This is a genomic window from Rothia sp. L_38 (genome assembly GCF_050689125.1).
In the GTDB taxonomy this organism is placed as follows: Bacteria; Actinomycetota; Actinomycetes; order Actinomycetales; family Micrococcaceae; genus Rothia.
This window is the reverse complement of sequence record NZ_JBOEQD010000016.1, coordinates 1-24064: the sequence shown is the minus strand read 5'-3', so window position 1 is coordinate 24064 and position 24064 is coordinate 1. Positions and strand designations below refer to the sequence as shown.

Annotated in this window: 22 protein-coding genes and 1 riboswitch; of the genes, 13 read left to right on the top strand and 9 right to left on the bottom strand. The window is 60.2% G+C overall.

Going from position 1 to position 24064, the window contains the following annotated elements:
• The first annotated feature begins 83 nt into the window (after positions 1–83).
• From ligA to gatB, 5 genes are all read left to right on the top strand, one after another.
• A complete protein-coding gene (ligA, locus tag ACRCJM_RS10915; RefSeq protein ID WP_431464934.1) occupies positions 84–2240 on the top strand; it encodes an NAD-dependent DNA ligase LigA in 2157 nt (718 codons plus the stop codon).
• Between the two features lie 539 nt (positions 2241–2779).
• Positions 2780–3445, top strand: coding sequence for a transglycosylase family protein (locus ACRCJM_RS10910; RefSeq protein ID WP_431464924.1), 666 nt, complete (start codon positions 2780–2782; stop codon positions 3443–3445).
• A gap of 159 nt (positions 3446–3604) precedes the next feature.
• Positions 3605–3901: an Asp-tRNA(Asn)/Glu-tRNA(Gln) amidotransferase subunit GatC gene (gatC, locus tag ACRCJM_RS10905; RefSeq protein ID WP_237197368.1), complete on the top strand. Its 297-nt coding sequence runs from the start codon at positions 3605–3607 to the stop codon at positions 3899–3901.
• A 9-nt stretch (positions 3902–3910) separates the two neighbouring features.
• Positions 3911–5500 (top strand): Asp-tRNA(Asn)/Glu-tRNA(Gln) amidotransferase subunit GatA, encoded by a 1590-nt coding sequence (gene gatA / locus ACRCJM_RS10900; RefSeq protein WP_237197366.1) that lies wholly within the window; start codon positions 3911–3913, stop codon positions 5498–5500.
• Entirely contained in the window at positions 5501–7006 is a 1506-nt protein-coding gene (gatB, locus tag ACRCJM_RS10895; protein WP_431464923.1) for an Asp-tRNA(Asn)/Glu-tRNA(Gln) amidotransferase subunit GatB, read from the top strand.
• Between the two features lie 497 nt (positions 7007–7503).
• Here the strand turns inward: gatB and ACRCJM_RS10890 are convergent, their stop codons facing one another.
• Genes ACRCJM_RS10890 through ACRCJM_RS10880 form a run of 3 tightly spaced genes read right to left on the bottom strand, consistent with a single transcriptional unit; the run spans position 7504 to position 11631 of the window.
• Positions 7504–8400 carry a hypothetical protein gene (locus ACRCJM_RS10890; protein ID WP_431464922.1) on the bottom strand — a complete coding sequence of 299 codons (897 nt, stop codon included), beginning with the start codon at positions 8398–8400 and terminating at the stop codon, positions 7504–7506.
• 4 nt (positions 8401–8404) lie between these two features.
• On the bottom strand, positions 8405–9442 hold the full coding sequence (locus ACRCJM_RS10885; RefSeq protein ID WP_431464921.1) for a hypothetical protein: 1038 nt from the start codon (positions 9440–9442) through the stop codon (positions 8405–8407).
• A gap of 8 nt (positions 9443–9450) precedes the next feature.
• Positions 9451–11631, bottom strand: coding sequence for a S9 family peptidase (locus tag ACRCJM_RS10880; RefSeq protein ID WP_431464920.1), 2181 nt, complete (start codon positions 11629–11631; stop codon positions 9451–9453).
• Positions 11632–11772: 141 nt separating this feature from the next.
• A riboswitch (SAM riboswitch) is annotated at positions 11773–11890 on the top strand.
• A gap of 120 nt (positions 11891–12010) precedes the next feature.
• On the opposite strand from ACRCJM_RS10880, the gene ACRCJM_RS10875 reads away from it, so the two are divergent.
• The 3 genes from ACRCJM_RS10875 to ACRCJM_RS10865 are packed head-to-tail and all read left to right on the top strand — an operon-like array spanning position 12011 to position 15315.
• On the top strand, positions 12011–13357 hold the full coding sequence (locus ACRCJM_RS10875; RefSeq protein ID WP_431464919.1) for an O-acetylhomoserine aminocarboxypropyltransferase/cysteine synthase family protein: 1347 nt from the start codon (positions 12011–12013) through the stop codon (positions 13355–13357).
• Between the two features lie 14 nt (positions 13358–13371).
• Positions 13372–14598 carry a homoserine O-acetyltransferase MetX gene (gene metX / locus ACRCJM_RS10870; protein WP_431464918.1) on the top strand — a complete coding sequence of 409 codons (1227 nt, stop codon included), beginning with the start codon at positions 13372–13374 and terminating at the stop codon, positions 14596–14598.
• 30 nt (positions 14599–14628) lie between these two features.
• The gene (locus ACRCJM_RS10865) at positions 14629–15315 is read left to right on the top strand and encodes an alpha/beta hydrolase (RefSeq protein ID WP_431464917.1); all 687 of its coding nucleotides are present in this window, start codon (positions 14629–14631) and stop codon (positions 15313–15315) included.
• Between the two features lie 27 nt (positions 15316–15342).
• Here the strand turns inward: ACRCJM_RS10865 and ACRCJM_RS10860 are convergent, their stop codons facing one another.
• From ACRCJM_RS10860 to ACRCJM_RS10850, 3 genes are read right to left on the bottom strand one after another with little or no spacing between them, the layout of a single operon-like run.
• Complete coding sequence (locus tag ACRCJM_RS10860; protein WP_431464916.1) at positions 15343–15657, bottom strand: type II toxin-antitoxin system PemK/MazF family toxin; 315 nt, start codon at positions 15655–15657, stop codon at positions 15343–15345.
• 10 nt (positions 15658–15667) lie between these two features.
• On the bottom strand, positions 15668–15901 hold the full coding sequence (locus tag ACRCJM_RS10855; RefSeq protein WP_185173332.1) for a ribbon-helix-helix domain-containing protein: 234 nt from the start codon (positions 15899–15901) through the stop codon (positions 15668–15670).
• Between the two features lie 39 nt (positions 15902–15940).
• Entirely contained in the window at positions 15941–16168 is a 228-nt protein-coding gene (locus tag ACRCJM_RS10850; protein WP_431464915.1) for an RNA-binding S4 domain-containing protein, read from the bottom strand.
• Between the two features lie 138 nt (positions 16169–16306).
• Between ACRCJM_RS10850 and ACRCJM_RS10845 the strand changes: the two genes are divergently transcribed.
• Positions 16307–17689: a glycine--tRNA ligase gene (locus ACRCJM_RS10845; RefSeq protein ID WP_237198631.1), complete on the top strand. Its 1383-nt coding sequence runs from the start codon at positions 16307–16309 to the stop codon at positions 17687–17689.
• Positions 17690–17831: 142 nt separating this feature from the next.
• Here ACRCJM_RS10845 and ACRCJM_RS10840 read toward each other — a convergent pair whose 3' ends face one another.
• A complete protein-coding gene (locus tag ACRCJM_RS10840) occupies positions 17832–18452 on the bottom strand; it encodes a GNAT family N-acetyltransferase (protein WP_431464914.1) in 621 nt (206 codons plus the stop codon).
• A gap of 198 nt (positions 18453–18650) precedes the next feature.
• Between ACRCJM_RS10840 and ACRCJM_RS10835 the strand changes: the two genes are divergently transcribed.
• A complete protein-coding gene (locus tag ACRCJM_RS10835) occupies positions 18651–19625 on the top strand; it encodes an N-acetyltransferase family protein (RefSeq protein WP_431464913.1) in 975 nt (324 codons plus the stop codon).
• Between the two features lie 6 nt (positions 19626–19631).
• A complete protein-coding gene (locus tag ACRCJM_RS10830) occupies positions 19632–19967 on the top strand; it encodes an MGMT family protein (protein WP_431464912.1) in 336 nt (111 codons plus the stop codon).
• A gap of 362 nt (positions 19968–20329) precedes the next feature.
• On the opposite strand, the gene ACRCJM_RS10825 is transcribed toward ACRCJM_RS10830, so the two are convergent.
• The gene (locus ACRCJM_RS10825; protein ID WP_431464911.1) at positions 20330–20869 is read right to left on the bottom strand and encodes a hypothetical protein; all 540 of its coding nucleotides are present in this window, start codon (positions 20867–20869) and stop codon (positions 20330–20332) included.
• Positions 20870–21296: 427 nt separating this feature from the next.
• Between ACRCJM_RS10825 and ACRCJM_RS10820 the strand changes: the two genes are divergently transcribed.
• A complete protein-coding gene (locus ACRCJM_RS10820) occupies positions 21297–22064 on the top strand; it encodes a DUF2382 domain-containing protein (protein WP_431464910.1) in 768 nt (255 codons plus the stop codon).
• Positions 22065–22193: 129 nt separating this feature from the next.
• Positions 22194–23390 carry a tRNA dihydrouridine synthase DusB gene (gene dusB, locus ACRCJM_RS10815; protein ID WP_431464909.1) on the top strand — a complete coding sequence of 399 codons (1197 nt, stop codon included), beginning with the start codon at positions 22194–22196 and terminating at the stop codon, positions 23388–23390.
• Positions 23391–23412: 22 nt separating this feature from the next.
• Here dusB and ACRCJM_RS10810 read toward each other — a convergent pair whose 3' ends face one another.
• Positions 23413–23832, bottom strand: a complete 420-nt coding sequence (locus ACRCJM_RS10810) for a hypothetical protein (protein WP_431464908.1) — start codon at positions 23830–23832, stop codon at positions 23413–23415.
• Between the last annotated feature and the right edge of the window lie 232 nt (positions 23833–24064).

Below are 24064 nucleotides of genomic sequence, written 5' to 3'. Positions count from 1 at the left end.
TATAGGGCAGAATAGATAGGGTGAGTGAAAACAAAGACCTTCCCGGTGTAGAAGAAGAAACCGTCCACGGCGTTGATCGCGACCTGGTCGAAGGACAGGGCGTAGCCGCTGATATCAAGGAGCGCTACGCCCAGCTCGTTGACCGAGTTCGGGCTGCCCGCCAGAGCTACTACGTCAAGGACGCCCCCACCATCTCGGACGCCGAGTACGATACCCTCTACCGTGAGCTCGAAAAGCTAGAAGCCCAGCACCCCGAACTGGTCGCTAACGACTCACCCACCCAGGAAGTCGGCGGCGAAGCCTCCGCGGCCTTTGCCCCCGTTACCCACCTGGCCCGCATGTACTCACTGGAAGACGTCTTCTCCCTCGAAGAGCTCGGTGCCTGGCTAGACCGCGCCGAAACCAACGCCCAGGAGATGACGGGCGCTCGCCCCGCCTGGCTCACCGAACTCAAGATTGACGGCCTGGCGGTCAACCTGCTCTACCGCAAGGGCAAGCTGGTACGCGCCGCCACCCGCGGCGACGGAACCACCGGCGAAGACGTGACCCACAACGTCCTGACCATCGCATCAATCCCTACCCAGCTCGCCGGTAGCAAGCACCCCGAAGAAATCGAAATTCGCGGTGAAGTCTTTATCTCATCGGCTGACTTCAAGGCCCTCAACGAGCAGATGGTTGAACAGGGTAAGGCCCCCTTCGCCAACCCGCGAAATGCGGCAGCAGGCTCTTTGCGGCAGAAGGACGCCGCCCTGACCGCCGAGCGCCCCCTGAGCATGTTTGTGCACGGCATTGGCTCCCGCACCGGCCTGGATATCAGCACCCAGTTTGAAACCTATACCCAGCTCCAGGAATGGGGTCTGCCCGTCAGCCCCTACTCCCAGCTGCTTACTAGCCGCTCAGAGATTCTTGAATTTATTGCAACCTACGGCGAAAAACGCCACTCCCTGGTGCACGAAATTGACGGCATTGTTATCAAGGTCAACGATTTCTCAACCCAGGAACGCCTGGGCTACACCTCCCGCGTGCCCCGCTGGGCCGTGGCCTACAAGTACCCGCCTGAAGAGGTCAATACTAAGCTGCTCGATATTCGGGTAGGGGTTGGCCGCACCGGCCGCGTGACTCCCTTTGGCGTGATGGAACCTGTAAAAGTAGCTGGCTCTACAGTCGAAATGGCAACCCTGCATAACCAGGATGTCGTCAAGGCTAAGGGAGTTTTAATCGGCGATACTGTGGTGCTGAGGAAGGCCGGTGACGTGATTCCTGAGATCGTGGGGCCGGTGGTGGCCCTGCGGGACGGAACTGAGCGGGAATTCGTGATGCCCGCTGACTGCCCCTCCTGCGGCCAGCCCCTGGCACCCGCTAAGGACGGCGACGTTGACATTCGTTGCCTCAACGCCCGCTCCTGCCCCGCCCAGCTCACCGAGCGCGTCAATCATCTAGCCGGGCGCGGTGCCTTCGATATCGAAGCTTTAGGTTATGAGGCCGCTAAGGCCCTGACCAGTCCTGCGGCTCCTGATCAGGCCCCGCTGATCTCTGAGGCCTTCCTCTTTGACCTCACCGCTGAGGACCTGGCAGATGTGCGCATTGAGCGCGAGAAAAAGGTCAAGGGGGAGCCCACCGGCAAAACTGAGCTGGTTCCCTACTTCTATACGCGGGGTACCGCAAAGAAGCCGAGTGCTCCTACCCGCAATACCGAAAAGCTCTTTGAACAGCTGGAGAAGGCAAAGAGCCAGCCCCTGTGGCGGGTGCTGGTTGCCCTCTCTATTCGGCACGTGGGGCCCACTGCGGCTCGGGCCCTGGCGACCGAGTTCGGGTCGATGGACGCAATTCGCGAAGCAAGCGAGGAACGCCTAGCAGGCGTTGACGGCGTGGGGTCCATCATTGCTAGCTCCCTCAAGGAATGGTTTGCTGAAGACTGGCACCGCGAAATCGTAGACCGCTGGGCGGCAGCCGGCGTGCGGATGGAGGACGAACGGGACGCCTCAATCGAGCGCACCCTGGAAGGCCTCACTATCGTGGTAACAGGTACCCTAGCTCGTTTTACCCGTGATAGCGCGAAAGAAGCCATTATCGTGCGCGGTGGAAAAGCCTCGGGTTCGGTGTCGAAGAAGACCAGCTATCTGGTTGCCGGTGAATCCGCTGGCTCTAAGCTCGATAAAGCTGAACAGCTGGGTGTGACGGTGCTGGATGAAGAAGGTTTTGAGGCGCTTTTGGCGCAGGGGCCGGACGCCCTTACCTAGCGGCTAGGTCACAGGTAGGTCACAGGATTTTTTGATTCTGTGACCTAAATGTGACATAAGACTCTGTTGTTTGAAGGGGGAGTGGCTGAACTTTAAGAAATTTTTAAAGCGGGGTAAGCCTGTCTTTAATGATAGACAAGTCTTGGTGTGTTGAGTGACTGTAGCCCGCTTTAAACCGCAGAAATACGGGCTTGTTGCCGGTGTTAAGGGTGGTGCAAGCCTGTCTTTAAAGCCAATTGCCCAGGGGAGGGCTAGGGGTCTTGGCTTCGACTGTAAAAGGTGTTCTGTCTCAAAAATGGGTTGGCAAAGCCGAAATCGTTACGTTATCGTTATCAACGAATCAAAAACGACCGCCAAGCCACAGGTGCAACGGTCTATAGCTCACAGTGGAAGCTGTGGGCGCATGCTGGGCTCTACCGCACACCTGATGCCGTCTACAGGGTAAAGCCTCAAACAATCCACTCAACGATTACGGGTAGACGGCAATGCATTGATGCCCAGGGATGGGAAGAGCATAAGGTGGCCTTACGGAGCATTTCATGACTTCCAACATTCGTCGTTCAGCAGCAGTACTTGCAATCGGTGGCGCAGCAGCAGCAAGCCTGGCCGCTACCCCCGCAGCCAACGCCGCTCCCCTCGAAGCTTGGGAAGCTCTCGCACAGTGCGAGTCAGGTGGCAATTGGTCCATCAACACCGGCAACGGCTACTACGGTGGCCTGCAGTTCTCACTGTCCTCATGGGCAGCCGCAGGCGGCACCGGCAACCCCGCAGCTGCCTCAAAGGCAGAGCAGATTCGCGTTGCTGAAAACCTCCTTCAGATGCAGGGCTGGGGCGCCTGGCCCGCTTGCAACGTTAAGCTTGGCCTAGCAAACTACGGTACCGCAGCACCCCAGCTGCCTGCTGAAGCCCCCGCTGTTGCGCCTCAGGCAACCGAGGTAACCGAAGTTGCTACTGCCCCTGCTGTTGAAGAAACTGCAGCTCCTGTTGCTGAGGCTCCTGTAGCTGAAGCTCCCGCTGCAGAAGCAACCGCAGAAGCAGCACCTGCTGCTAACACCTACACCGTCAAGGCTGGCGACACCCTGTCAGAAATCGCTTACGCTCACGGCTTCAACGGCTGGGACGAAGTACTGGCAGCTAACGCTGACCTGATTCAGGATGCTGACCTGATTGAAATCGGTTGGGTTCTGACCATCCCCGCTAAGTAAGACCCCTCCAGGTTCTTAGGCCTCTAGCGGATTTCTGATCTCACACCGTCGCCCCCTAGCCTGCACAGGCTAGGGGGCGATTCTTTTTTAAATCGTGTTATGACCGTATGGGGGCTAAGATAGAAACTGAAAACCTATGTCTAACTCGTGGAAGTGATTATGTCTGCTATTACGAGTGAGCAGGTGGCACACCTTGCCATGCTGGCTCATATCGAGATGACTGATGAAGAGCTGGCCGCTATGGCCGCTGAGCTCGATGTCATCGTAGAATCCGTCAAGTCAGTCTCAGACGCCGTCTCAGACGATATTCCGGCAACCAGCCACCCCATCCCGCTCAAGAACGTCTTCCGCGAAGACGTGGTGGGTGAAACCCTGACGGCTGAAGAAGCTCTTTCGGGTGCTCCTGACGCCGAAGACGGCAAGTTCAAGGTTCCGGCAATTTTGGACGAAGACTAAGGAGCGGGCATGAACGACATCATCAAACTTTCCGCAGCAGAACTTGCTGACAAGCTGGCCGCAGGGGAACTGACTTCTGTTGAAGCAACCCAGGCCTACATCGACCACATCATCGCCACCGATGGCGAACCTCTGGACGCAGAAAACCGCGCAGCCGGTAAGAGCGGCCTCAATGCCTTCCTGCACCTCAACGCTGAAGAGGCCCTGGAAGTTGCTGCCGCCGTGGACGCAGACCGTGCCGCCGGCAAAGAACTACCTGCCCTGGCAGGCGTCCCCATCGCCGTTAAAGACCTCATTGTCACCAAGGGCCAGCCCACCACCGCAGCTTCCCGTATGCTCGAGGGCTGGATGAGCCCTTACGACGGCACCGTCACCCAGAAGATCCGCGAGGCTCGTATGCCCATCCTGGGTAAGACCAACCTCGACGAGTTCGCCATGGGCTCCACCACCGAGCACTCAGCTTTCGGTGTTACCCGCAACCCCTGGGCTCTAGACCGTATTCCCGGTGGCTCCGGCGGTGGTTCCGCTGTAGCAGTAGCTGCCTTCCAGGCCCCCCTGGCCCTGGGTACCGATACCGGTGGCTCCATCCGTCAGCCCGCAGCCGTCACCGGCTCGGTTGGCGTTAAGCCCACCTACGGCTCGGTCTCCCGCTACGGCGTCATTGCCATGGCCTCATCCCTGGACCAGGTCGGCCCCTGTGCCCGCACCGTCCTCGACACCGCCCTGCTGCACGAGGTTATCGGCGGTCACGACCCCAAGGACTCCACCTCCCTGAACGAGCCCGTGCCCGCCTACGCGGACGCCGCCCGCGCCGGTGCCGCTGAAGGTGGCCTCAAGGGCCTGCGCGTCGGCGTCATCAAGGAACTGACCGGCGAGGGCTTCCAGCCCGGCGTCATGGCCCGCTTCAACGAGTCCCTGGAGCTGCTCAAGGAAGCCGGCGCAGAAATCGTTGAGGTCTCCCTGCCCTCCGTCAAGGAAGCAATTGGGGCTTACTACCTGATTATGTCCTCCGAGGTCTCATCCAACCTGGCCAAGTACGACGGCGTCCGCTTCGGTCTGCGTAAGCTGCCCGAAGAAGGCCACGTCACCATCGAGCGCGTCATGGCAGCCTCCCGTGCCGCAGGCTTCGGCTCAGAAGCCAAGCGCCGCATCATCCTGGGTACCTACGCCCTGTCCGCCGGTTACTACGACGCCTACTACGGCTCAGCCCAGAAGGTACGCACCCTGATTCAGCGCGACTACGCCAAGGCATTTGAGGTCGCAGACGTGCTGATTAGCCCCACCGCGCCCACCACCGCCTACAAGCTGGGGGAGAAGACCAAGGGCGACCCCATGGCCATGTACAAGGGCGATATCGCCACCGTACCCACCAACCTGGCCGGTGTACCCTCCCTGTCCTTGCCCGGTGGCCTGGCAGATGAGGACGGCCTGCCCGTCGGCATCCAGTTCACCGCCCCCGCCCACGAGGATGCCCGCCTCTACCGCGCCGGTGCTGGTCTGGAAGCCCTGCTGACCGCTAAGTGGGGCGGCTACCTGCACGAGCAGCTGCCCGATACCGCCGCCCTGATCCGTGACTTTGACTTCGAGGGAGCTAAGTAAATGTCTGACGAAATCCTGTCGTTTGAAGAAGCCATGGAGAAGTACGACCCCGTACTCGGCTTCGAGGTTCACGTAGAACTCAACACCAAGACCAAGATGTTCGACGCCGCTCCTAACGAGTTTGGCGATACCCCGAACACCAATGTCACCCCCGTCTCCCTGGGCCTGCCCGGCGTGCTGCCGGTGGTCAACGGTAAGGCTGTTGAATCCGCTATCAAGCTGGGTCTGGCTCTGGGCTGCGAGATTGCGCCCGTTAGCCATTTTGCCCGCAAGAACTACTTCTACCCCGATACCCCTAAGAACTTCCAGACCTCCCAGTACGACGAGCCTATCGCCGCTAACGGGTCCCTGGATGTTGAGCTGGAGGACGGCACCGTCTTCACCATCGACATCGAGCGTGCCCACATGGAAGAAGACGCTGGCAAGCTGACCCATAAGGGTGGCACCGCTGGCCGTATTCAGGGCGCAGACTTCTCCCTGGTCGACTACAACCGCGCCGGTGTTCCGCTGATTGAAATTGTTACCCGCCCCATCGTGGGCGCGGGCGACAAGGCTCCTGAACTGGCCCGCGCCTACGTGGCTGCCATTCGCGAAATTGTCAAGAACCTGGGTATCTCCGACGCCCGTATGGAGCGCGGTAACGTCCGCTGCGACGCCAACGTCTCGCTCATGCCCAAGGGTTCCACCGAGTTCGGTACCCGCTCAGAAACCAAGAACGTCAACTCCCTGCGTTCGGTTGAGCGTGCGGTGCGCTACGAGATTCAGCGTCACGCGGCCGTCCTCGAAGCAGGCGAGAAGGTCGTTCAGGAAACCCGCCACTGGCACGAAGACACCCGCGAGACCACCAGTGGTCGCCCCAAGTCTGACGCCGACGACTACCGCTACTTCCCCGAGCCCGACCTGGTTCCGGTCGTCACCGACGAAGAGTGGATTGAGCGTCTGCGCGCCGAGCTGCCTGAGCCTCCCGCCGAGCGCCGCCGCCGTCTGAAGGCCGACTGGGGCTTCTCGGACGAAGAGTTCCGCGACGTGGTCAACGCCGGTGCTATGGACGCCATCGAAGAGACCGTCGCCGCCGGTGCTCCCTCCTCAGTTGCCCGTAAGTGGTGGATGGGTGAAATTGCCCGTATCGCCAAGGAGCGCGAGGTTGAGCTGACCGAAACCGGTGCAACCGCCGCTACCATCGTTGAGCTCAACCAGCTGATTGAGGGTAAAAAGATCAACGATAAGATTGCCCGCCAGGTACTCGGCTTCGTCATTGAGGGCGAGGGTACCCCTGCTGAGATCGTTGAGAAGCGCGGCCTGGCCGTTGTCTCTGATGACTCGGCTCTGACCGCCGCTGTTGACGAGGCTCTGGCCGCTATGCCCGATGTTGCCGACAAGATCCGCGCTGGTAAGGTGCAGGCCGCTGGCGCCGTGGTTGGCCAGGTTATGAAGGCTACCCGCGGTCAGGCAGATGCCGGACGTGTGCGCGAGCTGATTCTCGAAAAGCTGGGTGTTGAGGGCTAAGGTTCCCTGACCTACTGAGCTATGTGCCGGGCGTTCTCCCCTGTGGGGAGGGCGCCCGGTTTTTCTTGCCCTGGAGGGGAAAGGGTACAAAGAAGGCGCCCGCTCTGGGAAAGAGGGGCGCCTTATTACTTTGCACCGCGGGTAGGGCTCTGGGGATAAGAGCTCTACCCGGTGAGCGGCCGATGCACTAGGGAAACAAATCGGCCGCCGGGCTAGATAGCAAAAATCGCACTGAGGCTATCTAGCTTTTCTCGATATAACACGGTGGGAGGTTGTGCACTAGTACAGAGGGGGGAAACTAGGAGCGAAAACATGCACCAGGGGCGGGATGTCCTTTTGTCAGAAGCTCTGAACCTCTAGCACCGGTTAGGGTTATCGAGTGTAAGGGAAGGTGGTTACCACATCCACCAAACCTTACATGTTTAGGTTATGTTCTCCCACGTCTCACTTATATCGCAGAGCGATCAGGGGACCTAGATATTGGGCGTGGTAGGAATCTAGGTAGCAGCCGACCAGCTCAGGGTAAGGCGGGTGTCTTTAATACTGGGGTAGAAATGGGAGAGATAATCGGTTACTTCTCCGACACAGGTAATAGTGGCATTTGAAGCGTTGGCATCGGTTTGCTCGGTGAAGCGGACGGCTAAGGGTTTTCCTGCAGTAGTCAGTTTGATAGCGGCGGAATAGCTGCGGTGGGTGAAGGGCAAAAGGAGCTGGTAGCTGCCGTCTGCCTGTGGTTGGACTGTACCGCGGACATTGAACCGCAGCATAAAGGTTTGTAGGGGCTGGATGAAGCTGGTGGGAGTAAAGACCCATTCCTGGTCTTCGCTCACACGCGATACGGAAAAGTGCCGGTTGTCGCAGATGAGCTCTTGCCCCTGGGGCAGGGAGAAGACGAAGGCCGAGCAGCCTGACTCGAGACTGAGAAGGGTGTAGGTGGCGTTGAGAGTAAAGACACCGGGGTCAGCCGGGTCAAGCTGAATATCCAGGTAGCAGCTAGAGGTCAGTACCTGGGGGTTAGTGCGGAGGAACTGTACGGTTTCTGAGTCATCGAACCCCTGGGTGGCTGCCTTGTGCAGGGTCTTGCGGGTTCGCTCATCGAAGCCGAAGGTCTCGCTCAAGAGGTCAATGGTTTCGCTACTGATGTGTTCGCCGGTAATGGCCCGGCGCACCCGGTCTTTGTACTTGTGGGGCGGGATTTCTAAGCCGTAAACCGTATGTTGGTGGGCACTCATAGCGCGGGCGATAGCCCTGATAGAGAACGGGTTGGCCTCGCCCAGTTTTTCGTGGTGGACGTAGCGTTCCCAAACATCGCGGACGTAGGGTTCAAGGAGCTCTGAACGAAGCAGGGAGCTCACCAGGTGGGTCGTGGAATCTGTGCCGGAAGGAGAAGACATGGTTTTAGTGGGAGTTCGAGGAGTCGAGAGGGGAAGGATGCACGGAGGTGCCCCCGTGGTAGTGGCGGACAGCTCCATCATGGTCTGATTCCCAAAAGTAGGCGAAGACAGTGTCTTCGGCGATGGGGAAGCTCATAGAGTAGCGCAGCTGAGCGGGAAGCTCTACCACTTCGAGCAGGTTTTCATCGCGCATGGCTTGGGACCAGATTTTCTGGTGCATATTGGTGGGTGGGGCATCGAAGGTAAGGGCCAAGCTGGTGTTGAAGCGGGCCGGCGTAAAAGGCCCTAGAGAAGCGTAGTTGAACTTCTCTCGTTTACGGAGCATGGGTTCGATATTGAGGTCGATCCGGTAGCGGATCTGGTGCACCTGTCCGTAGCGAATAGGGTAGGGCGTCCTAATAGCTAGCTGCCACATGGTGTTTTCCTCGTGATGGATATGGGCGCGTTCATGCTCGTTCATAGAGATGAGTTCGCCACCTTCAACAAGGGTGGCGGTAGAATCCGTGGACTCGAAGCGCGGAGAGATGAGGGTGAGCTCATCAACCTCAGAGCGGATAATCTCGGTGACGACGAAGTGGCGCATGAACCCGAAACGGTCGACGTGGCCGTCCATCAGGGTGGAGAGGGAGGTGTAGTTGCGGGTGTCGATGGTGCGTTCGGCGCTGGTGAGGGTCTCTGCCCGCTGGGCGAGCTTGCGGCTGAGGCTGTGGGCTGAGAGGGCCCGCTGCAGTTCTCTGGCTTCGGCTGAGGTGAACTCGAAGGCCGTGATGAACATGTGGGCGGTGGCATCCGAAATCGCTTCGCCGTTGAGGGCGCGCGAGACCCGGTCTTTGATGGTGGCCGGGTCGATGTCCTGGTCGAGGTAGTCAGAAAGCTCGTAGGCGATGAAGGTGGCTACGGCTCGTTGGTTGATGGAGTTACCCCGGCGTCTTTGCACGTGCCGCATCCACTTTTCCCGGTAGGGCGGCTTATTCAGCAGGGAGAGCAAGATTTCGTGGGGGACGCGTGGGGTGAGATCTACTAGATCAGCGGACGGGGGCATGAGCGGGTTTACTCCGTGACGCTAGTGGCACCCAGGTGGGTGAGCAGGAAGGAGTAGTCCCAGGCGATTTCGCGCCAGGCGGTGTAGCGGCCTGAGCCGCCACCGTGGCCGCCGTCCATCTCAATTTTGAGCAGGGGAGTGGGGGAGGTCGGGTCGATGGTTTCGCGCAGGGCTGCTACCCACTTAGCCGGTTCGACGTAGAAGACGCGGGTGTCGTTGAGGGAGGTAACAGCTGCGATGGCCGGGTACTTGACGGGGCGGATGTTTTCGTAGGGGGTGTAGGACTTCATGTAGTCGTAGACCTCCTTGTCGGTGATGGGGTTGCCCCATTCTTCCCATTCCAGGGCCGAGAGCGGCAGGTTGGGGTCGAGAATGGTGGTGAGGGCGTCCACGAAGGGGACCTGGGCCAGGCAGGCCGCGTATTTTTCGGGGGCCATGTTGACGACGGCGCCCATGAGCAGGCCGCCGGCTGATCCACCCATGATGCCGATACGGGCAGCGTCCACCCAGGCCTGGGAGGCTAGGAAGTCGGTGGCGTCGATGAAGTCGGTGAAGGTGTTTTTCTTGGCCAGCTTCTTGCCCTCGGTGTACCAGGCGCGGCCCATTTCGCCGCCACCGCGGATGTGGGCAACGACGAAGATGACGCCGCGGTCCAGCACGCTGAGGCGGGCGGTGGAGAAATAGGGGTCCATGGAGGACTCATAGGACCCGTAGCCGTACTGAATCACGGGGTTTTCCTGGGCCTTATCGAGGTCGGCGCGGTGCATGACGGAGAGCGGAATCATGGCTCCGTCCGCTGCCGGTGCCCACATGCGGTAGGCGGTGTAGTTCTCGGGCTCGTAGCCGATGACGGGGGTGCGGCGGCGCAGTACGAGGTCGTCGGTATCGGGGAAGTAGTCGTAGACGCTGCTGGGGGTGAGGTAGGAGGTGTAGTTCAGGCGGATGACCGGGGACATGATGTTCACACCGGAGAAGGCTGACGTGTAGAGCTCTTCGGTGAATCCGCCGGGCTCGTAGAGGTCAATACCCTGGGGGTGGGCAGAAGCTGCCTGCTCAGCGAGAGCGGTACGCGGGGCAACGAATACTTTAACGGTGGTGTTCTCGCGGGCCATGAGCACCAGATGGTTGCGGGAGAACTTGAAACCCTCTAGGCGGACGTCCTCGCGGTGGGGCACCAGGGGAATCCAGCTAGCCTTGAAATCGGCAAAGGGCACGTGCTCTTCCCGCAGGGGCGCCAGTACAATTTCACCGTTGGGGGCCTCGTGGTTATGGCCGATGACCAGATAGCCGGTGCCCTCCACGTCGATGATATCGGTGGAGTACTCGATACCGGCGTCCCGCTTCATAATGAGGGTGGGCTCTAGCTGACCAAGCTCATGAATGTTGATAATGCGGGTCTCTGAGTACTCAGAGTTGGATGAAGTAATGACTACGTGGGTACGGGAGGATGACATACCTGCACCCAACCAGAGGCCGTTATCGTCTTCGCGGTAGAGGGCAAAATCTTCAGATGCGCTGGTGCCAATGGCGTGAGCGCGCACTTCGTAGGGGCGCCAGGACTCATCGGCTACCGAATAAATCAGGTGCTTGGCTCCAGAGGCAAAGAAGGCCCCTGCAAAGACGTCCTCAATTTTCTCTTCAAGAATCTCACCGGTATCGAGGTTCTTGAAGTACTGGGTGTAGCGCTCATCGCCTGAATCGTCCACACCGAAGGTCAGCAGGGAACCGTCGCGGGTTACCTGAAAGGAACCCAGCGAGAAAAAGGCCATATCGCGGGCGAACTCGTTACAGTCCAGCACTACCTGCTCACCGTCGAGCGGTTCACCGGGGCGGACGACCGGCGGCTGGTAGCGCTCTTCAACGCTGCCCTCGGTCAGAGCGGGGACGCGGCACATGACCGGGTACTGCTCGCCGGCAACCGTGCGGTTAAAGTACCACCAGGCCCCGCGGCGGGAAGGCACCGACATGTCGGTCAACTGGGTGCGCCCCTTAATCTCTTCAAAAATAGCATCGCGAAGGGGCTGCTGATCTTCAGTGACCGCCTCGGTGTAGGCATTCTCAGCGCGCAGGTGCTCTAGAACCTCTTCGCTCTCCTTATCACGCAACCACTCATAGTGATCAATAAAAATATCGCCGTGATGGGTACGCTCAACCGGGACACGCTTGGCAAGAGGAGGAGTCAGAGACATCGTCAGCCCTTTCGTAATAACTCGCTTCCCACCATTCTAAATGACGGCCATAGAACGTAACGTATGCAATACAAGGACACATGCTGAAACTTTAGAGCCTCATCTTGACGCTCCCCGGGCACTCAAGCCAAACTAGAGGCAGGTCAAGAGAACCAGCGCTAAGCCCCAGCTAGCTGGTCGGCAACCCTCCACTCGCGGTGGGGTGCCCTGGGTGAAGACCTGGCGTACCCACCGAGAACCAGGTACGCAAGCGCGGGACCGATGTGCCTCTATCTTCTGCGAGGGCATCAGATTCTTTTCCTCCTTACCCGGGCGGAAGATACGGCATGCGGCCCGTTCCAAGAGAACACTGAAAGAATCCTTCACTAGGAGAAACCGCATGACCACCGAGAACACCGTTCCCACCCCCTCAAACCCCACCGGCTGGAAGTTCGAAACCCAGCAGATTCACGCGGGCCAGGAACCCGACGCGGCAACCGGCGCTCGCGCCCTGCCCATCTACCAGACCACGTCCTTTGTCTTCAAGGACTCCGCCCAGGCAGCAGGCCGCTTCGCCCTCTCCGAGCTGGGACCCATCTACTCCCGCATCAACAACCCCACCCAGGAAGCGGTCGAAAACCGCATCGCGGCCCTGGAAGGCGGCGTCGGCGCCCTGCTTCTAGCTAGTGGCCAGGCAGCCTCCACCTTCGCGATTCTGAATATCGCAGGAGCCGGTGACCACGTTGTTGCTTCCCCCTCCCTCTACGGCGGTAGCTTCAACCTGCTCAAGTACACCCTCAAGAACCTGGGTATTGAAACCACCTTCGTCGATGATCCCGCCGACCCTGAATCCTGGAGAGCTGCCGCCCGCGAGAACACCAAGGCCTTCTACGCAGAAACCCTGCCTAACCCCCGCGGCGATGTGCTTGATATTGAGGCTGTTTCGACCGTGGCCCACGAGGCTGGGGTACCGCTCATCGTCGATAACACCATTGCCACCCCCTACCTGCTCAACCCCATCAAGCACGGAGCTGACGTGGTCATCCACTCAGCCACCAAGTACCTCGGTGGTCACGGCACCTCGGTCGGCGGCGTCATCGTCGACTCCGGCAACTTCGACTACGGTGCTTACCCCGACAAGTACCCCCTCTTCAACCAGCCCGACGAAAGCTACCACGGCCTGGTCTATGCCCGTGATCTCGGTGCAGATGGGGCTTTTGGGGTCAACCTCTCCTACATCCTCAAAGCCCGCGTCTCTCTGCTACGCGACCTCGGCTCATCCATCTCACCGACCAACGCCTTCAATATTGCCATCGGTCTTGAGACCCTCTCCCTGCGCGTCGAGCGCCACGTAGAGAATGCCCTCAAGGTTGCCCAGTTCCTTAAGGATCGCCCCCAGGTCGAATCGGTCACCTACTCCGGTCTACCTGATTCCCCCTACTATGACCTGGCCCAAAAGTACCTGCCCAAGGGGGCTGGCGCCGTCCTCGGCTTCACCCTCAAGGACGCCGACGCCGCAACCGCCCAGAAGTTCGTGGACTCCCTCTCCCTCCACTCCCTGCTGGTCAACATCGGTGACGTGCGCTCACTTGCTGTCCACCCGGCCTCCACCACCCACAGCCAGTCCACCACCGAAGAACTCGAAGCCATCGGTATCAACCCGGCCTTCATCCGCCTCTCGGTAGGTATCGAGCACATCGACGACATCCTCGCCGACCTCGACCTCGGCTTTGCCGCTATTCGCTAAGGAAAGGTAGCTCAATGACGACCGCCCGCCCCGCTGACAGCGCCCCCCACCGCACCGACGGCGTACTCACCTACGCCTTCATCGGTGACCTGACCCTCGAATCAGGGGTAGTACTACCCGACATCGCCATCGGGTACGAAACCTGGGGCACCCTCAACGAGGCGGGCGACAACGCCATCCTGATTCTGCACGCCCTGACCGGCGACACCCACGTCTCGGTAGGGCGAGTAGGGGCGGACGCCAGCGAGCAGGACCGCGAGGCAGCCGAGGCTGCCGGCTGGTGGCCCACCGCAGTTGGCCCCGGTCGTGTCATCGACACCGACAAATACTTCGTCATCTCACCCAACATGCTCGGCGGCTGCTACGGCTCCACCGGCCCCGCCTCACCAGCCCCCGCCAGCATCGACCCCGACCGCAAGCCCTGGGGGTCCCGCTTCCCCCTGGTCACCATCCGCGACGGCGTCCACGCCGAAAAGCGTCTACTCGACCAGCTGGGCGTCACCTCTCTGCACCACGTCATCGGTGGCTCTCTGGGAGGCGCCCGCGCCGCAGAATGGGCCGTCACCTACCCCGACCTCGTCCGCTCCTGCGCGGTCATCGCCTCCGGCCCCGCCGCCACCGCCGAACAGATCGCCTGGGGCCACATGCAGAACCTGGCCATCCGGCAGGACCCAGCCTTCGCAGGCGGCGACTACTACCCCGGCCGCGGCCCCGTCACCGGACTCGCTCTCGCCCGCCGCATCGCCCACACTACCTACCGCTCCGCCGCCGAACTCCACTTCCGCTTCGGCCGCGACGCCCAAGACGGCCACAACGTCCTGCACCCCCTCACCGCAGAACGCGGCCGCTACCAGGTCGAAAACTACCTCGACCACCACGGCACCAAACTCACCAACCGCTTCGACGCAGGCTCCTACCTGGCCATCAACGAAGCCCTACTCTCCCACGACCTCGGCCGCGACCGCGGCGGCCTCGAAAAAGCCCTTGCCCGCACCACCTGTAACTGGACCATCGCCTACGTCGACTCCGACCGCCTCTTCTTCCCCTCCGACTCCCACATCCTGGCAGCCTCCCTGCCCAACCCCGTAGAGCCAGCCGTTATCCACTCACCCTGCGGCCACGACGGCTTCCTCATCGAGCACGAACAGCTCGAAAGAATTCTCGCTACCAGCATCGAAACCCAGGACGCCGCCGACGAAGCAAAACCGCAGGGGCGCAAGCACCTGTGGGCAGTGGCCTAGGCTGGCTCTGCCGGTGGTAAGTTGGGGGTTATGAACCAGTACACTGTTGAATATTCAAAGGCAGAACCCTTTCGCCGGGGTACCCACCTGGTTGTCCTTCTGCACGGCTACGGCTCCCATGAACGCGACCTGCTGGGGCTCACCCCCTACCTACCCAGCGAAAAGGTGACCTACGCGTCCGTCCGCGCGCCCCAGCCCGTCGGCTACCCGCTGCCGGCCGACGCCGACTCCGCCTACGTCGAGGGACCCGCCATGGGCTACCAGTGGTGGCCCCTCAACCAGCAACTAGAAACCGTCGGTTTTACCGCTATCGAACTGGCTGTCGACTATCTGCTGGGCTGGCTCGAACCCATCGCCGCCGACTACAGCAGCGTGACCCTGCTGGGCTTCTCCCAGGGCATGGCTCTTGCCACCTCGGTAGCCCGTGCCCGCCCCGATCTCATTAAGGCCGTGGTGGGGCTCTCCGGCTACGCCGTGGCCGGGGGAGAGCATTACTTCAAGGACGCCCAGCTAGCGGGCGAGCCCCTACCCCTCTTCTGGGGCCGCGACGAAGCTGACCCCATCATCACCCCCGATAAAATTGCCTACACCCAGGAGTGGGTAGCCGGCCACACCGCTCTCACCGCCCAGACCTACCCCAACATAGGGCACGGGGTCGCTGCAGCAGAACTCACCCATATCTCAGCATTCCTCAATGAGAAAGTGCTTGCTGAATAATGATGTGTAAGGACTGCGGGCTCGCCTTTAACGGGCTAGGGGAGCCCGCAGATCAAACGCGAAAATAATTGCCTGGGCTAGCTGTTTTTCCTGAGGCTCCGTGAGGTAACCAATCGTCCGCCCTAGGGTGTCCTGACGGACCGTCAGGATGTTATCCACAGAAATAGCGCACTCACGGTCAAGACCGTTAGCAGGCCCTAGTAAGACCTCGTTCGATAGTCCCTTGATCGTTGAGGTGATAGGGGCGATGGTCACCTTAGTCATCGCCAACCGCGTAGGCTCGCGCGTCAAAATGACCGCTGGCCTTGTCTTATCGAGATGGACTAAACAAATTTTGCGCACGGTTCAACACCTACTGCTGAGACGAAGGCGTGCCGCTGGCCCAGTCCACTAACTCATCCAGGTCATCCTCTGGGCCCAGAGAAGCCAGAATAGCTGCATCAACTAAAGCCGCCCGGCGTCGCCTCTCATGCTCAAGAGCCTCAGCAACAATCTCAGCGCGGCTTCTAGCCTGGCCTTCCTCAACCTCATGATCAAGAAAGGCCACCAAATCATCGGGTAAACGGACTGCAATCTGAACTGTCATAACCCGAGAATACCAATATGGGATTCACTTGGCCAGAGGTTATTCAACCTCCACCTGTACGGTCACGCCGTTCAGCTCAACGGTATCGCCAGCATGCAGCTGACGCCCGCGCTGCTCACAAATATCACCGTTCACCTTCACCAGACCGTCCTGAATCACCTCACGGGCATGCACCCCGTTCTCCACCAGATTCGCCAACTTCAAAAACTGACCCAGGCGAATCATCTCATCACGAATAAAAACAGACTCAATACTCATAATACTCATACCCACCACTCTACCCGCGCCAACACTCGCACCCCTACGTACGGTAGGCTTAAAGACGAGTGCGCCACCCAGCCCACTTTCTTTTTACATCCAAGCACGCCACAACCGGTGGCGCAGGCTCATAGGAGACACCAACACATGGCACCGAAGTCCAAACTCGACAACGTTATTTCACTGGCCAAGCGCCGCGGATTCGTCTTCCAGGCAGGTGAAATCTACGGAGGATCCCGCTCAGCATGGGACTACGGCCCGCTCGGTGCCGAACTCAAAGAAAACATCCGCCAGCAGTGGTGGCAGACCTTCGTGCGCGGCCGCGAAGACATGGTCGGCCTCGACTCCTCCATCATCCTGCCCAAGGCAGTCTGGGAAGCATCAGGCCACGTCGCCACCTTCACCGACCCCCTCGTCGAATGTCTCTCCTGCCACTCCCGCCACCGCCAGGACCACCTCATCGAAGCCTTCGAAGCCAAGAAGGGCCGCGCCCCCGAAAACGGCATGGACGACATCGTCTGCCCCAAGTGCGGCACCAAGGGCCAGTGGACCGAACCCCAAAACTTCTCCGGCCTCATGAAAACCTACCTCGGCCCCGTCGACAACGAAGAGGGCCTGCACTACCTGCGCCCCGAAACCGCCCAGGGTATCTTCGTCAACTTCAACAACGTCGTCACCGCCGCCCGCAAGCGTCCGCCCTTCGGCATCGGCCAAATCGGCAAGGCCTTCCGCAACGAAATCACCCCCGGCAACTTCATCTTCCGAACCCGCGAATTCGAACAGATGGAAATCGAATACTTCGTGCACCCCGACGACGCATCCCTCTACTACGACCAGTGGATCGAAGACTGCTGGAACTGGTTCGTCGACCTCGGCATCAACCCCGACAACATGCGCAAATTCGACGTACCCGAAGACGACCGCGCCCACTACTCCGCAGGCACCATGGACCTCGAATACCGCTTCGGCTTCCAGGGCTCCGAATGGGGCGAACTCATGGGCGTCGCCAACCGCACCAACTACGACCTCGGCGTGCACAACGAACACTCCAACGCCAAGCTCGAATACTTCGACCAGGGCACCGGCGAACGCTACGTCCCCTACGTCATCGAACCCTCCTTCGGCCTGACCCGCTCCATGATGGCCTTCCTCGTCGACTCCTACGTCGAAGACGAAGCCCCCAACACCAAGGGCGGCGTCGACAAGCGCACCGTGCTCAAGCTCGACCCGCGCCTGGCCCCCGTCAAGGCAGCCGTCCTGCCCCTCTCTAAGAAGGAAGACCTCGTCCCCACCGCCAAGAACCTGGCCGACGAACTCCGCCGCAACTGGAACATCGACTACGACGACGCCGGCGCCATCGGCCGCCGCTACCGCCGCCAGGACGAAATCGGCACCCCCTTCTGCATCACCGTCGACTTCGACACTCTCGAAGACCAGGCAGTCACCATCCGCGAACGCGACACCATGACCCAGGAGCGCGTCTCCCTGGACCAGGTCACCGCCTACCTGGCAGCCAAGCTGACCAAGTAGGGTGCACCTAGTCTAAGGATGTAAAAGGACGGACGTGCGGAGAGCCTGCTGGCTCGGGGCTGGCGTGAATTGGGGTGAGCGCCCCAGCGCGAGCCCCAAGAGGGTCAGCAGGCGAACGCACGTCCGTCCTTTTGGTGTTGTCTTAGATTTCTACCCGCTTCAAGTCGAGGGTCAGGTGGCCTGCCACTGAACGGGCGGCCTCCCAGTCGCTGCGCAACACAGCTTTCAGTACCGCGTCGTGGTACTCGCCGTCGATCAGGAAGGCCTCGCGGCGGCGTCCTTCGGGCACAAAGCCGCAGGAGGTATAGACGTGCTTGGCTCGTTCGTTGAAGTCCAGCACCTCCAGTTCAATGCGGTGCAGATCCAGCTTCTCAAAGCCGTAATCCACCATGAGCTTGGTCGCCTCGGTTCCGTAGCCCTTGTTCTGGCCTGCCTGACCAATGGCGATACGGTAGTTGACCGACCCGTTGTCGGGGTCGTACTCGTTGAAGGCTACCTCGCCCACATACTTCTGCTGGTCGAGCGCAAAAATAGCCAGGTCAAGGCGGTTCTTCTTCTCGTTACGGCGGGAGTACCACTCGCGGGTCTTGGCCTCATTGAAGGGGTGGGTTTCCGTTGAGTGGGAGTGCACGGTGCCGGTCTTAATCAGCACGTCCGGCTCCTGCAAAATCTCAATCATGGCGTCGATGGCTTCAGCATCAAAGGGGCGTAGCTCAATGCGGGAACCGGTTAGAGTGGGCTTGTGGGCAAGGGGAGAAGTCATAACACCACGCTAAATAATAGAGTCAAACAAACTTTAAGCCCTTAAAGTCTAGCCGGTAACGGGCCGGTGAAATCAAGGTGCCGCCTGCCCGGTTCACGCTCAGCGTGCAGGCTTTCTGCCGCACGGACGCCCGCAGGTAGGGTAGGGGGCGCTAAAGTAGATGGGTACACCCCGGCCGGCTACCCGAAAGGCACCACCATGAGCACCGCCGAGAACACCTATACCCTGCGTCCCTGGCGCGAGGGCGACACCCTAGCCCTGCTCGAATACTGGCACGATGCCGAAAACCGGCAGGTAGCCGCCTTCCGCTCGTCCTTCGGTCCCGATTCCGACACCCGTTTCTCCCGCACCCTCATTGCCGAGCACCAGGGCGTTCCTGTAGCCGCAGGTACCGTGTACGAGACCGACCTGCACCCCAACCGCCTCTGGTCCTACATCGAAGTAGCCCCCGAGCACCGCCGGGCAGGCCTGGGCAGCCTGCTCCTAGAGACCCTGAAGGACGCCGCCGCCTCATCTTCTCGCGGCGTTTCGGCTTTCCGCGCCACCGTGGAGCCAGAATCCACTGGCCTTAACTTCGCCTTAGCCCGTGGTTTCAAGGCTGCCCAGCGCTCACGCATGGTGCGTATTGAGGCCGGGGCAGTGCCGTCCGTACCCCTGCGCCAGGACGACTCCGAACGCATCACCCAGGCCATCGAAGACCTAGCCACCGGGTCAGTGGAACTTACCCAGCGCTTCTGGGACTTCTACCGGGCCGTGCACACCTGGGATGAACCCGCCGACCTCCCCATAGGCCGCATTAACCGTCTCTTCCTCTCCGACGAAGCTGAAGCCCTGGGCGCCGTCGTGCTGCGCGACGATGTGCTGCGTGCCCAGGCCAACGGGAAGAAGGGGGACATTATCGCCTTTGCTGTGAGCTACCGCCCCATCGAGGTAGATGCTGGCCAGATGCCCGTCTCTGAAGATGATGCCACCGAAATTACCATCGGCTACCGGGTGGGCCACCCCGGCGCCCGAGAGGCTATCATGCAGCTGCTCTCGGTACTGACCGGCTCCTACGCTGTGCAGATCGAGGTCGATGACTTTATGGAGGATCTAGCCGTGCTGATTGACCAGTTGCTGAAGATGGGGGCTGCCACCGTGACCAGCGAGTCCCTGGTGCTGGTTGACGGCTAAGCAACCATGGACGATACACGTGTAGAGAGAATCTTGCGCGTGGTTGAGTGCGTGCCTGCCGGGCAGGTTGCTACCTACGGGGACGTCGGTGCGGTCGTCGGTGAGTCTCCCCGGCTGGTGGGGCGCGTGTTGGCGACCTGGGGATCGAATGTTCCCTGGTGGCAGGTCTGTAACGCCCGCGGTGAGATACCGGGGCACCTAGAGCAGGCGTACTCCCATTGGCAGGACGAGGGCACCCCGCTACGAGTGGACGGCCAGGTCGCTCTGGGCGCTGCCCGTATGGATGCGGACGCCCTGGCTCGTCTCTCTGCCCAGCGGTTAGCTGAGCTGGGGGAGGGCTAGGCAGGAGCTAGACGCCGATGTCGCGGGCTTTGCGCCTCTGAGCTGAAGCCTCCCGGGCGCTACTGCTTGAACCGATGTACCCGATCAACGGCCAGATTGCAGCGTTCTGAGCTTGCATATCCCAAAAGATATTGAGAATTGCCCAGAGAACCCAGGTAATAGTAAGCGCCCAGGCAAAGAGTCCCGGTCGCCATACCATCGTGCGGCTTCCCCTGGGGCGCAGGAACCACTGAGTGAGTACCGTACTAACAGCCACGAGGCCAATCGCCCACAAGGTGATAGCTAGTTCTCGGCTGAGGTACCAGGTGATACAACCGTGGAGACCCCACAGTCCCACCATGATGAGGGGGGCGTAGATGCTGTTACCAGGGGAGGGGCGTCGAGTCGTCATTGAAGATCACCAATCCTGTGACTTTGCGGGCTGAGTTGAAAGAGAGTTGGCCGACCGGCTCTCCACGTTCGTGGCGCAGCCGGTAGGTGAGAGTAAAGCCGGAGCCTGCCTGCTCCACTACCGTTTTCTTGACTTCGACAAAGGGGCCATTTGCCTCAAGCACCTGCTGCCAGGTTTTCAGAATCTTGCGTTTAGACAGTAACCGGGTTGTGGTATAGGTCATGTGGCTGTGTATATGCTCAATGTCTTCGTGGGCAAGTGCGGCGAAGAGGGTCTCGGTGACTTGTTCCAGTTCCGCCTGAATCTGCGAGAGAGACCGGGCGTTGTAGACAGTCTCTGAAAAGCGCTGGGCAGCAGCCTGCTTGGTCACTCCGATAGCCGAGCCGATGAGCTGCCAGGTGGCACCGCCTGCGCGAGCTGCCTGCACGGCGTCCTCAAGCGCACGGGTTGCCTGGCTAACCTGCTCATTAGCGGTGCGGACGGCGGTAATGCGCGGGTCGTTGGACTGCACGGGGCCTCCTTTCTTAGGCGCTTTCTTAGGCGCGTCAATCAATCTTGACGTATCACAAGTATGTGATTATTCTTGGGTGCCTGTCAAGAGAATTTGACGATTCACCGATTGGGTCTGAGGTGCTGCCTATACTGAGGGCGTGCATGTGGAAAATGTTTACTTTAAAACTAACCCCTGTTACTTCTTTTGCTGCATCTGTCAAAAATGACATGACTAGGCATGTTGTCGATTGACATAATCATGCTTTATTGTTCATCTCAGAGTGAAATATTGTCTTTTTTTCTTAAAAAGTTCGCTTAGTAGTTGCTCAGCCTACTGAAAGTGTGTAAGGTTATTACCAGTTGCTCAGCCTGCTGATAGCACTCATCGGGAGAGCTTGGCAGGCGCAACACCTCGTACTGAGAGTCGCAAAGAAAGGCAATAGCTCATGGCTACCAACGAAACCATCGAAACCCTGCGCAACAGCACCGTGTTCGGCACCGACGGCGAAAAGATTGGCAAGGTAGGCGAGCTCTACCTCGACGCCCAGACCGGCGAACCCACCTTCGTCACCGTCAACACCGGTTTCTTCGGCACTAACGAATCCTTCATCCCCGTGGACAAGGCCCGCTATGCAGGCGAAGAAATCCACGTTCCCTATACCAAGGAATTTGTCAAGGACGCCCCCAGCATCGCAGAAGACGGCGAACTCTCACCCGCTGAAGAGCAGCGCCTCTACGAGTACTACTCACTCACCGCAGGTACCGCAACTGCCGGTGTAGCTAACACCGAGCGTCCTGCCGCCGACGCCCACGCAGCTCAGGCCACCGCAACTGCCGAGAACGGCGACGTCGTTGCCCACGAAGAGCGCCTGAATGTTGGCACTGCCACCAGCGCAACCCAGACCGGCCAGGTCCGCCTGCGCAAGGTCGTCCGCACCGAAACCGAAACCGTCGAGGTGCCCGTCCGCAAGGAAGAAATCGTTGTTGAGCGCACCAACCTCAAGGACGGCGAAGTTGTAGAAAACTACGACTTCGACTCCGCCGAGGCACAGGCAGATGTTACCGTCACCGCCCACGAAGAGCGCCCCGTTGTCTCCACCGAAACCGTAGCCACCGAGCGCGTCTCAGTTGGCAAGGAAGTACGCACCGACACCGAGCGCGTCTCAGCAGACGTCCGCAAGGAAGAAATCGTTGTAGAAGGCGACAACAAGTAAGCCTCGCTCTAAGCCTCTAGCGCTGAACCACAGCCTCATGAAGGGCCCCGGGAATGAACCACCCGGGGCCCTCTTGTGTTGCTCTAGCTAACAGCGCCCCCGCGGGGTTTGTGCCAGAATTGGAAGGTTATGACAGAAGAGACTTTAGAGACCGGCCAGATCCCGGCACGCGCCAAGCAACTAAAATTGCCTCCCCTGCACCTGGGCAAGCACACCATTGACACCCCGGTGGTGCTGGCACCCATGGCTGGCGTTACTAACAAGGCCTTCCGCCGGCTCTGCCGCGACTACGGTGGCGGGCTGTACGTGACCGAGATGGTCACCGCGCGCTCCCTGGTGGAGCGCAACCCCGAGTCCCTGCGCATTATTGACCATGACGGCGACGAAAAAATCCGCTCCATCCAGATTTACGGGGTGGACGCCGTCAACGTGGGTAAGGCAATCCGCATGGTGGTTGAAGAAGACCGCGCCGACCATATTGACCTGAACTTCGGTTGCCCCGTGCCCAAGGTGACCAAGCTGGGTGGCGGCTCAGCCCTACCCTGGAAGACCGACCTCTTTACCGCTATCGTCCAGACCGCCGTGCGCGAGGCATCCCGCGGGGACGTACCCCTGACCATCAAGATGCGTAAGGGCATAGACGAGGACCACCTGACCTACCTGGAATCAGCCAAAATCGCCCGCGACGCCGGGGTTGCAGCTATCGCCCTGCACGGCCGCACCGCCGCTCAGCACTACTCGGGTAAGGCTGACTGGGGCTCCATTGCCCGCCTGCGCGAAGCTATCCCCGACGTGCCAATTCTGGGCAACGGCGATATTTTCTCGGCCGAGGACGCCATCGCCATGGTTGAACAGACAGGGGTGGACGGCATTGTGGTCGGCCGCGGCTGCCAGGGCCGCCCCTGGCTCTTTGGTGACCTTCAGAACGCCTTCGAGGGCTCGGAAGAGCGCCACCGCCCCTCTGTTTCTGAGGTGGCGGATATGATTTATCGCCACGCGGAACTGCTAGTTGAGACCTTTGGGGATGAGACCCGCGGCCTGCGAGAGATCCGCAAGCACGTGGCCTGGTACTTCCACGGCTACCCGGTGGGCGGCAAACTGCGCGCCAAGATGTCTACCGTGCCCACCCTGGAAGCCTTCCGCGAGTACCTGGCCGAACTAGATCACTCCATCGGCTACCCCGGTGCCGCTGTTGAGGGACCCCGTGGCCGAGCTGGCAACCCCAAGAAGCCCCATCTGCCCGACGGTTGGCTGAACTCCCGCCTCCTGGGGGACGCAGAACGTCTGGGCCTGGTGGATGCTGAACTGGATATCAGCGGCGGCTAAAGGTGCGGACGGCCGGGCCCGCCTAATCCATATCGGGCGGCGGTGGGTCGGTGGGAGTTTTACCCTTCCAGAGGTTGATATCCCACATGATAGAGAAGGAGCTCACCATGTGGAGGCTGTGAAAGAAAGGTCCGCACTCTTCACCGTAGATGTCGCTGCTTGGGTCTGATGCGGCAATGGCCCGCACCGCCGTGATGTTGAGGCCGATGACGAGAACCAGTAGGAGAAGCCCGAGTATCCACTCGTAGACGAGCAGGGAAGCTGTTGCCATGGTGAGCAGGAGCGTGGCCCAACCTCTGAGGTTATTGCCCAGGAAGAACTCGTGGGTGCCGAGGTAACCCTGCCAGCAGGCCATCTGGTAGGCCCTGGATTTGGTGCGGATCAGCCTTTCATAGCGAAAACGCTCCAGATCGCCGTAATTGGGTACGTACTTCTCGCTCATAGAAGACGACTGTACCTTCCAGTAGGGGGGGGCGCAAACCATAGGTTACATTGAGTGCTTACCAGAATCGCGCAGTGCCCACGCCGTGTGTGGACGCTGCGCGATTCTTGTAGACAGTGGGCTCGCGGCGCACGGAGGGCGGACGGACGCGCCCGCTTGGGAAGGGCGTCACAGCGGGTGATGGTTCGTGCGGGTGCTTCTACTCTTCCGTCTTCTTTTGCGTAGCTAGTTA